The 13,092-nt window shown below is 69.9% G+C and carries 7 protein-coding genes; 2 read left to right on the forward strand and 5 right to left on the reverse strand.

Features of this window, described 5'->3' with window-relative positions:
* The first annotated feature begins 144 nt into the window (after positions 1-144).
* Complete coding sequence (locus WME76_RS36820; protein WP_437286865.1) at positions 145-1,395, forward strand: VWA domain-containing protein; 1,251 nt, start codon at positions 145-147, stop codon at positions 1,393-1,395.
* 933 nt (positions 1,396-2,328) lie between these two features.
* On the opposite strand, the gene WME76_RS36825 is transcribed toward WME76_RS36820, so the two are convergent.
* The 5 genes from WME76_RS36825 to WME76_RS36845 form a co-directional block, all read right to left on the reverse strand.
* A complete protein-coding gene (locus WME76_RS36825; protein WP_437956863.1) occupies positions 2,329-4,518 on the reverse strand; it encodes an ATP-binding protein in 2,190 nt (729 codons plus the stop codon).
* Positions 4,519-4,533: 15 nt separating this feature from the next.
* On the reverse strand, positions 4,534-8,868 hold the full coding sequence (locus WME76_RS36830; RefSeq protein WP_437956864.1) for a HAMP domain-containing protein: 4,335 nt from the start codon (positions 8,866-8,868) through the stop codon (positions 4,534-4,536).
* A 114-nt stretch (positions 8,869-8,982) separates the two neighbouring features.
* Entirely contained in the window at positions 8,983-9,426 is a 444-nt protein-coding gene (locus WME76_RS36835) for a response regulator (RefSeq protein ID WP_061619276.1), read from the reverse strand.
* Positions 9,427-9,532: 106 nt separating this feature from the next.
* Complete coding sequence (locus WME76_RS36840; protein ID WP_437956865.1) at positions 9,533-11,086, reverse strand: ATP-binding protein; 1,554 nt, start codon at positions 11,084-11,086, stop codon at positions 9,533-9,535.
* A gap of 294 nt (positions 11,087-11,380) precedes the next feature.
* Positions 11,381-11,824 carry a winged helix-turn-helix transcriptional regulator gene (locus WME76_RS36845; RefSeq protein WP_437956866.1) on the reverse strand — a complete coding sequence of 148 codons (444 nt, stop codon included), beginning with the start codon at positions 11,822-11,824 and terminating at the stop codon, positions 11,381-11,383.
* A 139-nt stretch (positions 11,825-11,963) separates the two neighbouring features.
* Here WME76_RS36845 and WME76_RS36850 point away from each other — a divergent pair, with 139 nt between their 5' ends.
* The gene (locus WME76_RS36850; protein WP_437956867.1) at positions 11,964-13,082 is read left to right on the forward strand and encodes an alkene reductase; all 1,119 of its coding nucleotides are present in this window, start codon (positions 11,964-11,966) and stop codon (positions 13,080-13,082) included.
* Positions 13,083-13,092: the final 10 nt, after the last annotated feature.

Genomic DNA, 13,092 nt, shown 5'->3' on the forward strand with positions numbered 1-13,092 from the left:
CACAGAGCACATCGAGACAGCGAGCGATACGCGCGGCGCGCCCGCGGCGCTCCCCGCGCCTCCGCGCCGGCCTCACCGGCGCCTCGCGCCCCGGTCGGCTCGGTCCTCTGGACGGTGATCCCCGTTTCCCCGACACTACGCGCGATGCCCGCGCGCACCCCCCGCAAGCCCCCGCCGCCCGCCTCGCCCGCTGGTCCCGCCGGCGCGCCGGACGACCTCACCGACAGCGATCGCGACGCGCTGCTGCGCTGGCGGCTCGCGCTCGGGCCCGAGGCCGAGCGGGTCGACCCGCGCCTCTCCCTGGGCGGGCTCGGCGGCGCGGCGCCCGCGCTCGACGTCGACCCGCGGCGGCTGGGCGACCTCGACAAGGCGCTGTCGTTCATCTACGACGAGCGGGCCGGCAACCTCGGCGGCTCGCGGCCGTACGTGCCCGAGTGGCTCTCCGCCGTGCGCGAGTTCTTCAGCCACGAGGTCGTCGCCCTCGTCCAGAAGGACGCCATCGAGCGAAAGGGGCTGACGCAGCTGCTCTTCGAGCCCGAGACGCTGCCGTTCCTCGAGAAGAACGTCGAGCTCGTCGCCACGCTCATGAGCGCCAAGGGCCTCATCCCCGACGCCGCGCGGGAGACCGCCCGGCAGATCGTGCGCGAGGTCGTCGAGGAGGTGCGGCGCGCGCTCGAGTCCGAGGTCCGCACCGCCGTCCTCGGCGCGCTGCGCCGGAACACGACGAGCCCGCTGCGCGTCCTCAGGAACCTCGACTGGAAGCGCACCATCCGCAAGAACCTGAAGGGGTGGGACGCGGAGCGACGCCGCCTCGTCCCGGACAAGCTCTATTTCTGGGCGAACCAGACGCGAAGGCACGAGTGGGACGTCGCCATCCTCGTCGACCAGTCGGGCTCGATGGGCGAGAGCGTCGTCTACAGCTCCATCATGGCCGCGATCTTCGCGTCGCTCGACGTCCTCCGCACCCGGCTCCTCTTCTTCGACACCGAGGTCGTCGACGTGACTCCGATGCTCGTCGATCCGGTCGACGTGCTGTTCACGGCGCAGCTCGGCGGCGGCACCGACATCAACCGCGCCGTCGCGTACGCCCAGGCGAACTTCATCGAGCGACCCGAGAAGACGCTGCTCATCCTGATCACCGACCTGTTCGAGGGCGGCAACGCCGAGGAGCTCGTCGCCCGCATGCGCCAGCTCGCCGACAGCAAGGTGAAGTCGATCTGCCTGCTCGCGCTGTCGGACGGCGGAAAGCCCTCGTACGACCACGAGATGGCGCAGAAGCTCGCCGCCCTCGGGACCCCGTGCTTCGGCTGCACGCCAAAGCTCCTCGTCAAGGTGGTGGAGCGGCTCATGCGAGGTCAGGACCTCGGCCCGCTGCTCGGCGCCGAGGCGCGGTGAGCGCCCCGCGCGGCCCGGGATCACAGAAGCACAGAGGACGCAGAGGCTCTCTCTCCTCCTCTGCGTCCTCTGTGCCCCCGTGACCCTCTCTCGGGGGCTGACGGCGCGCCGCTGCGCGCTCTGTCACCGTATCGGCTACGTATCGGCGCTGTATCCGCTGCGTTTCCGCTGCGTTTCGGCTGGCGGCGCGGGCGTCACCGCGCCCTGGACGACCGAAGCCGCGCGGCCCTCGTCAGCGCGCGCTGCGGAGCGCCTTCGAGGCGCGCTCTTCCGTCCGCCGGGCAGCGGCGCGCTTCCGCGGCGTGGCGGTCCGGGCAGAGCCCGCGGCGGCGCGGCGGCGGGTGCCGGCCGAGCGAACCACCTCGTCCCGCGCGGGCGCCTCGACCCGAAGAGGACCAGTGCTGCCCACGGCGCTGATCGAGAAGCCAACTTGGCTGATTGAAAGTTTCACTTGAACTACCGATGTGGTGGCGGATCAATCACGTCGTGCAGCGGAGGACTCATCACCTATAAACTGTTTCGATCGTTTACGCAGCGTCACAACGCCAGGATCACGAGCCCTGGAGCGCCCGTCCGGACGTGAACTTGTCCACCCGGGAGTTCCACTCGCCTTCCGCCTCTCTCGACGGACGCACACACGCATGCACCACGGAGGCACGAAGGCACGGGTCTGGGTTTGCTCCGTGCCTCCGTGTCTCCGTGGTGATCGACGAGGGATTGCCCCGGGTGTCGCACCGGGCGCTCTGTCACGGGGATGTTGCACGATGCAGGCCAACGACGGCCTGAGTCGGGCATCGCCCTTTTTCCCGCGCTGGCCGTGCGGCGCCTTTCACGGTTGAAATCACCGGTTGCAACCGTGGCGCAACGCGGCGGCAGCACGGCAGCGCGGCGCCGACCGGGAAACACCGGGCAAACCCGGGAAAACAGGGCTTTTCAGCTCGCGGAGCCGGTCCACGGCGACCCGGAGCGCTCGCCGAGCGCGCCGTCCGGGCCGGTCGACCGGGGCGGGAGCGGCAGCGCCACCTGGAACCTCGCCCCCATCCCTGGGGCACTCTCGACCTGGATCGTTCCCCCATGGGCCCGGAGGATCTGATCCACGATGTACAGCCCGACGCCCAGCCCCCCGTACGAGCTGGTCGGCGCCGCCCGCTCGAAGCGCCCGAAGATCCGGCCGATGTACTCCTGGGCGATCCCGATGCCCTGATCCATCACCTGGAGCACCGCGGACCGCCCGTCGACCGAGATCCGCAGGTGGATCGGCTTGCCGCGCCCGTACTTGATGGCGTTCATGAGCAGGTTGGTGATCACCTGGTCGATGCGCAGGCGGTCCCACCGGCCGACCGCCCGCTCCGGGATCTCGATCTGGAGCGTGCAACCCGCCCGCTCCAGCTCGGACTCGAGCCGGGAGGCCACGTCGCGCGCCACGTCGCACAGGTCCACGTCCTCGAGGCAGAGCTCGAGCTGACCGCTGTTGATGCGCGCCACGTCGAGCAGCGTGTCGATGAGGCGCGTGAGCCGCTCGATCTGCCCGTCGGCCTGGGACAGCTTCGCGAGCACCTGGTCCACCGGCAGCGCGACGCCCGCCCGGGAGAGGGCGCGGGTGAGGCCCTGGATCTGCAAGACCAGCGCGCTGAGCGGCGTCCTGAGCTCGTGGGAGGCGACCGCCACGAAGTCCTCGCGCACCTGCACCGCCTCCCGCGTCATGCGCAGCAGGCGGGCGTTCTCGAGGCAGAGCGCCGCGCGCTGCGCGACGTCGAGGGCGACCGCGAAATCCGGGGGATCGAAGCGCTCGCCAGGCTCCACCCAGACCATGCTGAGCGCGCCGAGCACGCTGCCGCGGGTCACGAGCGGAACGCACAGGTAGCTGCTCGCGCCGAGCTCGTGGACCACCGCCGGATCCTCGGGGTCGAGCGCCTGGGCGACGTCGCGCGGCGCGCACTCGACCCGCAGATCGGGCCGCCCGGTCGTCAGCACCGCGGCGATGCCGTCCCCGGATAGCGCGAGCTCCCGGGGGACGAACCGCTCGGCGAACCGCGCCGCCTCGCGGGACCGGTGCGCGGCGGCGACCCGGCGGGCGCCGCCTTCCTTGCGCAGGTCGAGCACGCACCAGGTGCAGATGCGCTCCGCGACAAGGCGGGTCAGCGCCCTGGCGACGCTGTCCTCGTCGAGCGACGCCGAGAACGAGCTCGACGCCTCGGCGAGCAGCTCCGAGCGGCGCACCGCGGCCTCGGCCTCGGCGCGGGCCGCCCGCTCGCGGGTCAGGAGGTGGATGCGCTCCTGCTCGTGGCGCTTGCTGTCGTCGATGTCGGTGAAGCTGCCGAGCCAGCCGACCACCCGCTTCCAGACGTCCCGCTCCGGCACCGCCTGGCAGAGGTGCCACCGGTAGACGCCGTGGACCGACCGGAGGCGGCACTCGCCCTGGAACGGCTCGCCGGACTCGAGGCAGCGACGCCACTTGTTCACGAACTGGTTCAGGTCGTTCGGGTGCACCGCGGCCTGCCAGCCCCAGCCCCGGAGCGCGTCGAGCGCGAGCCCCGTGTACTCCAGCCAGCGCGAGCTCACGTAGTCGATCGCGCCGTCGAGCTTCGCCGTGAAGACGCACTGCGGGATGGCGTCCGCGAGGTTCTGGTACCTCGCCTGCGCGGCGCGCCGGAGCTCCTCGACCTCCGTGTCGCGCCGCCGCTGCTCGGCCTTCCGCAGGAGCTCCGCCTGCTCCTTGATCTGCTCGCCGCGCCGGTGGAGCTCGACGAAGACGGCGACCTTCGCCTGGACGACCTCCGGCTCGAGCGGCTTCAGCAGGTAGTCGACGCCGCCCACGGCGTACGCCTTGTAGATGGCCGACATATCGTCGGTCGCCGCGGTGAGGAAGATGATCGGCGTGTGGCGCGACCGCTCCCGCTGCTTCACCAGCGAGGCGACCTCGAACCCGTCGATGTCGGGCAGCCGCACGTCGAGCAGGAGGACGGCGAAGTCCTCGGACAGGATCCTGAGGAGCGCGTCCTTCCCGCTCGCCGCGGTGACCAGGCGGTAGCTCTCGTCGGCGAGGATCGCCTTGAGCGCTGCCAGGTTCTCCGGCTGGTCATCCACCAGGAGGATGCTGGTCGTCGCGGGAGCGGAGGACACGATCGGCTCCGTCGCTCAGTCGGGCCGCAGCCAGTGCAGCATGACCGACATGAGGCGCGCGTCGTCCACCGGCTTGGCCACGAAGTCGTTGAGGCCGGCGTCCAGGCACTTCTGCCGGTCTTCCGGCATCGCCTTGGCCGTGACCGCGATGATCGGCAGATCGCTGAAGCGGGGATCGTTGCGGATCTCGCGGGTCGCCTCGTAGCCGTCGAGCTCGGGCATCATGATGTCCATGAGGACGATGTCGACGGTCGCGTCGGCGTCGCGGAGGATCTCGATGCCGTGCCTGGCGTTCTCGGCCAGGAGCACCTGCGCGCCCCGCCGCTCGAGCAGGCTCGTGATCGCGAAGACGTTGCGCGCGTCGTCGTCGATGACGAGCACGTTCCGCCCCGCGAGCGCGACCGAGGACGAGCCGTTCGTGAGCATCGGCGCGATCGGCTCGGGCAGCTCGGCGCGCGAAGCCTTCGTGGCCTTCTGCTCCGGCCGCTCCGCCGGCAGGTAGAGGGTGAACTTGCTGCCGAGCCCGGGCGTGCTGTGCAGCGAGATCTCGCCGCCGAGCAGGCTGGCGAGCTCCCGGCTGATCGTTAGCCCGAGCCCCGTGCCGCCGTAGGTGCGGCTGGTCGAGGCGTCGGCCTGCTGGAACGCGTCGAAGATGAGCGTCTGCTTCTCCGGCGGGATCCCGATGCCGGTGTCCGTGACGGCGAACGCCACCACGGCCTTCGCCTTGATGAGCGTGTCGCGCTTGTACGTCATCCCGCGGCTGGCCACCTCGATCTCCAGCGAGATCCGGCCCGACGACGTGAACTTGAACGCGTTGGACAGCAGGTTCTTCAGGATCTGCTGGAGCCGCTGCAGGTCCGTCATGATCGTCGAGGGGACGCCGGTGCCGACCCGGACCCAGAACTCGAGCTCCTTCTGCTCCGCGATCTGCCGGAAGCTCCGCTCGACGTACTCCGCCAGCTCGCTCAGCGCCACGCGCTGGGTCTTCACGTCGATCTTGCCGGCCTCGATCTTGGACAGGTCGAGGATCTCGTTGATGAGCTGCAGGAGGTCCTGCCCCGCGGCGGCGATCGTCTTCGCGTACTCGACCTGCTTCGGCGTGAGCGTGTGCTCCTCGTTGTCCGCGAGGATCCTGGCGAGGATGAGCAGGCTGTTGAGCGGCGTGCGCAGCTCGTGCGACATGTTCGCGAGGAACTCGGACTTGTACTTCGAGGTGCGCGACAGCTCCCTGGCTTTCTCCTCCAGGGAGGCGCTGGCGCGCGCGATCTCGCGGTTCTTGATCTCGAGCTCCGACGCCTTCTCCTCCAGCTCCTGCGAGCGCGAGCCGAGCTCGGTGTTGGACCTCTGGAGCTCCTGGAGCAGCTCCTCCGTCCTCATGCTGGCGCCGATCATGTTGAACACGACGCCGATCGACTGCGTGAGCTGCTCGAGGAACGTGAGGTGGATGGGCGTGAAGTTCTGGAAGCTCGCCAGCTCGATGACCGCCTTGAGGCCGCCCTCGAACAGCACCGGCAGGACGCAGATGTTGCGCGGCGGCGCCTCGCCGAGGCCCGAGCTCACCCGGATGTAGTCGTCCGGCAGGTCGGTGACGACGATGCTCTTCTTCTCGAGGCCGCACTGCCCGACGAGCCCCTCGCCCAGCGCGAACCGGTTGGAGATGCCCTTGCGCTTCTGGAACGCGTAGCTCGACGTGAGCTTCAGGGTCGGGTGCTTGTCCTCGGACTCGAGCACGTAGAAGGCCCCGTGCTGCGCCGAGACGAGCGGCGTGACCTCGGACATGATGAGGCGGCTGAGCGCCTCGATCGTCCGCTGCCCGGCCATCATCCCGGAGAAGCGCGCCAGGTTCGTCTTCAGCCAGTCCTGCTCCTGGTTGGCGCGCGTCGTGTCTCGCAGGTTCGAGATCATCTGGTTGATGTTGTCCTTCAGCTGAAGGACCTCGCCCTGCGCCTCGACGGAGATGGCCCGCGTCAGGTCGCCCTTGGTCACGGCGGTGGCGACCTCGGCGATCGCGCGCACCTGCGTGGTGAGGTTGCCGGCGAGCTGGTTCACGTTGTCGGTGAGGTCCCTCCACGTGCCCGCCGCGCCGGGCACCTTGGCCTGGCCGCCGAGCTTGCCCTCGATGCCGACCTCGCGCGCCACCGTCGTCACCTGCTCGGCGAACACCCGGAGCGTGTAGGTCATGTCGTTGATCGTGTCCGCGAGCGACGCGATCTCGCCCTTGGCCTCCAGGGCCAGCTTCTGGCGGAGGTCGCCGTTCGCGACCGCGGTCACGACCTTGGCGATGCCGCGCACCTGCGAGGTGAGGTTCGAGGCCATGACGTTGACGTTCTCCGTCAGGTCCTTCCACGTGCCGGACACCCCGGGCACCTGCGCCTGGCCGCCGAGCTTGCCCTCCGTGCCTACCTCGCGCGCGACGCGCGTCACCTCCGCGGCGAACGCGCGCAGCTGATCGACCATCTTGTTGATGGTGTCCTTCAGCTCGAGGATCTCCCCCTTCGCCTCGACCGTGATCTTCTGGGACAGGTCGCCGCTCGCGACCGCCTTCGTGACGAGGGCGATGTTGCGCACCTGGTTCGTCAGGTTGCCGGCGAGCTGATTGACGTTGTCGGTCAGGTCCTTCCACGTGCCGGCGACGCCGGGCACCTGCGCCTGGCCGCCGAGCTTGCCGTCCGTGCCTACCTCGCGCGCGACGCGCGTCACCTCCGCGGCGAACGCGCGGAGCTGGTCCACCATCTTGTTGATGGTGTCCTTCAGCTCGAGGATCTCCCCCTTCGCCTCGACCGCGATCTTCTGGGACAGGTCGCCGCTCGCGACCGCCTTCGTGACGAGGGCGATGTTGCGCACCTGGTTCGTCAGGTTGCCCGCGAGGACATTCACGTTGTCCGTGAGGTCCTTCCACGTCCCGCTGACGCCCCGCACCTCGGCCTGCGCGCCGAGCTTGCCCTCCGTGCCTACCTCGCGCGCGACGCGCGTCACCTCCGACGCGAACGCGCGCAGCTGCTCCACCATCTTGTTGATGGTGTCCTTCAGCTCGAGGATCTCGCCCCGCGCCTCGGCGGTGATCTTCTGCGACAGATCGCCCTTGGCGACGGCCGTCGTGACGAGGGCGATGTTGCGCACCTGGTTCGTCAGGTTGCCGGCGAGCTGATTGACGTTGTCGGTCAGGTCCTTCCACGTGCCGGCGACGCCGGGCACCTGCGCCTGGCCGCCGAGCTTGCCGTCCGTGCCTACCTCGCGCGCGACGCGCGTCACCTCCGCGGCGAACGTCCGGAGCTGCTCCACCATCTTGTTGATGGTGTTCTTCAGCTCGAGGATCTCCCCCTTCGCCTCGACCGTGATCTGCTTCGACAGGTCGCCGTTCGCGACCGCCGTCGTCACCACCGCGATGTTGCGCACCTGGTTCGTCAGGTTGCCCGCGAGGACGTTCACGTTGTCCGTGAGGTCCTTCCACGTCCCGCTGACGCCCCGCACCTCGGCCTGCGCCCCGAGCTTGCCCTCGGTGCCTACCTCGCGCGCGACGCGCGTCACCTCCGACGCGAACGCGCGCAGCTGCTCCACCATCTTGTTGATGGTGTTCTTCAGCTCGAGGATCTCCCCCTTCGCCTCGACCGTGATCTGCTTCGACAGGTCGCCGTTCGCGACCGCCGTCGTCACCACCGCGATGTTGCGCACCTGGTTCGTCAGGTTGCCCGCGAGGACGTTCACGTTGTCCGTGAGGTCCTTCCACGTCCCGCTGACGCCCCGCACCTCGGCCTGCGCCCCGAGCTTGCCTTCCGTGCCTACCTCGCGCGCGACGCGCGTCACCTCCGACGCGAACGCGCGCAGCTGCTCCACCATCTTGTTGATGGTGTTCTTCAGCTCGAGGATCTCCCCCTTCGCCTCGACCGTGATCTGCTTCGACAGGTCGCCGTTCGCGACCGCCGTCGTCACCACCGCGATGTTGCGCACCTGGTTCGTCAGGTTGCCCGCGAGGACGTTCACGTTGTCCGTGAGGTCCTTCCACGTCCCGCTGACGCCCTGCACCTCGGCCTGCGCGCCGAGCTTGCCTTCCGTGCCTACCTCGCGCGCGACGCGCGTGATCTCCGAGCCGACGGTCTGGAGCTGCTGGACGACGTCGTTCACCTCGTCGGCGATCTGCCCGATCGTCCCCGGCACCTCGCCGATGCCGACGCGCGCCGAGAAGTTGCCGGCCTTCACGGCCTTGAGCACCTCCAGGATCGCCTGGAGCTGCATCTCCCGCACGTCGAGGCTGAGCCCGTCCGCGCCGCGCCTGCGGGAGGGCGGCTTCTTCTTGCTGGCTGCGCTCCCGTTCTTGTCCTTCGACGCCGACGCGATGTTGTTCGGTTGCATGAATACCTTCCTGACGACGATAGCGCGCCTGGAAATCTCGGTCTCGCTTCGTGGGATCAGGCCCCGACGATGCCGGGGGAGGGCGGCATCACGAGGACCCGGCGCGCCGCCGTCTCACGACTTGCCGCGGCGCAGAACTTCTTCGACCTGTCGCTGGAGGCGAGCGTGCTCGATGTCGCGGGCGCGCCGCTCGAGCGCGCGTCGCATGCGAGAGCTTAGCTCATCGGACCGGAAAGGTTTGGAGAGGTAATCGGAGGCGCCGACGCGGAGGGCCCGCATCCCGGTCTCGACGGAGCCGAAGGCGGTGATCGCGATGATCGCGAGGAACGGGTCGTGCTCCTTCGCTCGCGCGATCAGCTCGATGCCGTCCATCCCCGGCATACGGATGTCCGTGATGAGGAGCTCGAATTTCTCCGAGGGAAGCAGCCTGATGCCGGACAAGGCATCGGCAACATGCGTCGCGTGGTAGCCGTGATCGGTCGCGATGTCAACGACGAACCGGCCGAGATCGTCGTCGTCCTCAACAATCAACACCTTCGTCGGTGAGCTCGAACTCATCCCTCCTGCCTCCTGTGCTCCCTGCTTTTTCTCCCTGTCTGTCCTGCGCCTTCGGCCCCGGCGCCTCGCGCCCTGGCTTCAGGTGCCTTGGTGCTCGCCTCCGTGCTCAGGAGCTCTCCTCCATGCTCGCGTCCGTCCTCTCTTCGGGCGTATCGCCCTGGGGCGACGCCTCGAGCCTCACTGCAGAGCTCGCCTCCGCGCTCGACGCCGGACCGGAGACGGTCGTGGGCAGGGTGACCCGGAAGCGTGCCCCGCCTGTCGGCGAGGAGGAGACCTCCACCGATCCGCCCGCCTCCTGGACGATGCCATGGACGATGGCGAGCCCGAGGCCGCTGCCCCCGCGGGTCGACTTCGTCGTGAAGAACGGCTCGAAGATCTGGCGCGCGTCCTCGACGCGGACCCCGGGCCCGGCGTCCTCGACATCGAAGCACACGGCGCGAGCGCCCGCCGGACCGTCGCACGCGGGGAGGACGCGCACCGCGAGCGCGCCGCCGCCTTCCTGGGCCTCGATGGCGTTCAAGCAGAGATTGAACACGACCTGAAACAGACGATCGGAGTCGAGGGCGACGCGCGCCCACTCCCCGCTATCGCGCGGACAGACGATCGTCGTCTCGATGTCGCGCTTCCTGCACTCCGGGCCCAGGAACGCGACCACGTCCTCGATGACGCGCCGGAGATCGCTGTCCTCCTGCTGATGCCGAGACGGCCGGGCGAGCGAGACGAGGCGGGAGACGACGCGGGTGATCCGCTCGGACTGCCGCGCGATGGTCTCCAGCTCGGCGCGCAGGTGCTCCGGGCAGCCGGGCAGGTCGGCGGCGCGCCGCGCGCGGCCCTGGATCACGTTGAGCGGCGACCCGATCTCATGGCCGAGCGAGGTCGCCACCTGCCCCGCGGCGGCGAGCGCCTGAGCCTGCTGCAGCCGGCGCTCCACGTTCACCCGCGCCGTCTCCTCCCGCTCGGCGCGCGCCCGCGCCTCCCGGAGAGACCAGGTCATCGTGTTGAAGGCGTGGGCCAGCCGGGACAGCTCCTCCGCGCCCTTCTCGGGCACGGCCGCGTCCAGATCGCCGCTGGCGACGCGCTCCGCCCCGGAGAGGATGGCCTGCGCCGGGACGGCCACGGTGAAGCGCCCCACGAGCCCGGCCACGACCGCGCTGATCAGCAGCAGCACGACGCCCGTCACCGCCAGCCCGCGATTCAACGCACTCTCGAGCACCTCGATGTAATGACGATCGCGCACCAGGATGGCGACCAGAGGCGGGTTGGCGCTGCTCGGCTGGATGGAGACGGTGCGGAGCAGCACCGACTGCCCGACCAGGCTGGAGGTCTCCTCGATGTCTCCCCCCTCGAGGAACGCCCGATGGGCGATCTCCCCGAGGCGCTCGGCCTCCCCCTTGACCCCCTCCGTGATGAAGACCGCCTCACCCTCCCGGGTGAACGCGGCGACGCCCAGGATGCGCTCGGCGCTCGCGAAGTGCTCCGCCCGCCGCCGGACGAGCGCGAGGTCCCGGCGCTGGAGCGCGCTCTCGACGAACGCCTGGAGCAGGGTGGCATAATTGCGGAGCTCGGCCGTGGCCTCCTCCCGCAAGACCTGTGTCCGGTGCGCCGACGCGAATACGCCGTACAGCAACGTGGCGATCGCGATGGGCAGGACAAGAGACAAGAAGAACTGATGTGCGAGCCTCATCCCCGCGGGTCGGCGCTGGTGCTCCACTGCCATACGACGATCCACCGCGACGCCCACAGGACGCCACCGCGTCAGCGCTTCGCGTCATCGGAGGAGCCGAGCGCGCGAAGCCCTGGAATCACATCACCATTTCCCCTGACCGGCAAGATCTTCCTGGGAACGAGGACAAGTATTCATCCAGGTACCTCGCCATACGTCGAGTCGGTATCAGGCTTTGCCTGAACAGGACTAGGGCATCGGCCGATGTCTTCGTGACGTCGGTCACGCCGCCTAGACCAGGCGCGCCCGCGGTCGCTTCGCCGCTGCCCCTCGGGTCGCCGCGCGCGCGCCGGACGCCGCTGGCCCGCCGCGCGCGCCGCTCTTCACCGCGCCCGCGCCCGCGCCGCGGCGCCCCGCGCTCTCCGCGAGCATCGCCCCCCACCGCGAGATCGCCTGCGCGACCTCGCTGAACCCCCGCCCGGTGTCGGTCAGCTCGTACTCCACGCGCACGGGGGGCCCCGGCAGGACGCGCCGCACGACGAGGCCGAGCGCCTCGAGCTCCTTCAGCCGGCTGGAGAGCATCCGGTCGCTGATCGCGTCGAGCCGCTCGCCGATCTCGCCGAAGCGCAGCGGGCCCTCGTCGAGCGTCGCGATGATGAGGCCGTTCCACGGCTTCGCGAGCACGTCCATCGCCGCCTGGAACCCGTCGCAGAGGTGCTGGCATGAATGCTTCATTCCGCTTCCTGGACAGGATGACCCCTTCACTACCAAAAAGGAAGTCCCTTGACACGAGGTAGCGCGTGCCCATGATGCTTTCCTGACGGATGCTGCTTCTCTTTCGGAAGTAACATCTTCTTTACAAGGAGCGTCGATCGTGACCACTGCCGCCGATCTGCTGTTCAGCCCCTTCAAGCTCGGCCCCCTGTCGCTGCCGAACCGCCTCGTGATGGCGCCGATGACGCGCTGCCGCGCGGGCGAGGGCAACGTGCCCACCGAGCTCAACGCGGTGTATTACGAGCAGCGCGCGTCCGCCGGCCTCATCGTCACCGAGGCCACGCAGGTCAGCCCGCAGGGCGTGGGGTACCTCCGCACGCCGGGCATCCACACCGACGCGCAGGTCGAGGGGTGGCGGCTCGTCACGGACGCGGTGCACCGGGCCGGGGGGCGCATCTTCGCCCAGCTCTGGCACGTCGGGCGGGCGTCGCACGTCTCGTTCCAGCCGGGCCGGCAGGCGCCGGTCTCGTCCTCGGCCGTCCGCATCCGCACCGGCCACGCGCACACGCCCGAGGGCCCGCAGCCGTACAGCACCCCGCGCGCCCTCGAGACGCGCGAGATCCCCGGCGTCGTCGCGCAGTTCGAGGACGGCGCGCGCCGGGCGAAGGCGGCCGGCTTCGATGGGATCGAGCTCCACGCGGCGAACGGCTACATCATCGACCAGTTCCTCCGCGACGGCGTGAACCAGCGGACGGACCCGTATGGCGGCTCGGTCGAGAACCGGGCGCGGTTCCTGCTCGAGATCGTCGACGCGGTGACCGGCGTCTTCGACCCGGACCGGGTCGGCGCGCGGGTCTCGCCGCTGGGCGGCTACAACGACATGAGCGACTCGAACCCGAAGGCGATCTTCGGCCACGTCGCCGCCGAGCTCTCGGCGCGCAAGCTCGCCTACCTGCACGTCGTGGAGCCGGTGGACGGGCAGGCGGAGGACGCCGCGGGGCGCGTGATGCCCCTGCTCCGCGAGCGGTTCCGCGGCGTCCTCATGGCAAACGGCGGCTACACGCTCGAGACCGCGGAGGCGGCGCTGCGGACGGGCGCGGCGGACCTCGTCTCGTTCGGCGCGCCGTTCCTGGCCAACCCCGACCTGCCCGAGCGCCTGTCGCGCCGGGCGCCGCTCAACCCGCCCGACGTGTCGACGTTCTACTCCGAGGGGCCGCGCGGCTACACCGATTATCCGCGCCTCGGCGACGCGCAGGCCGCCGCGCAGCCGTCGGCCTGAGCGCGGCATC

It is taken from the genome of Sorangium sp. So ce119, from assembly GCF_051524405.1.
GTDB lineage: Bacteria > Myxococcota_A > Polyangia > Polyangiales > Polyangiaceae > Sorangium > Sorangium cellulosum_G.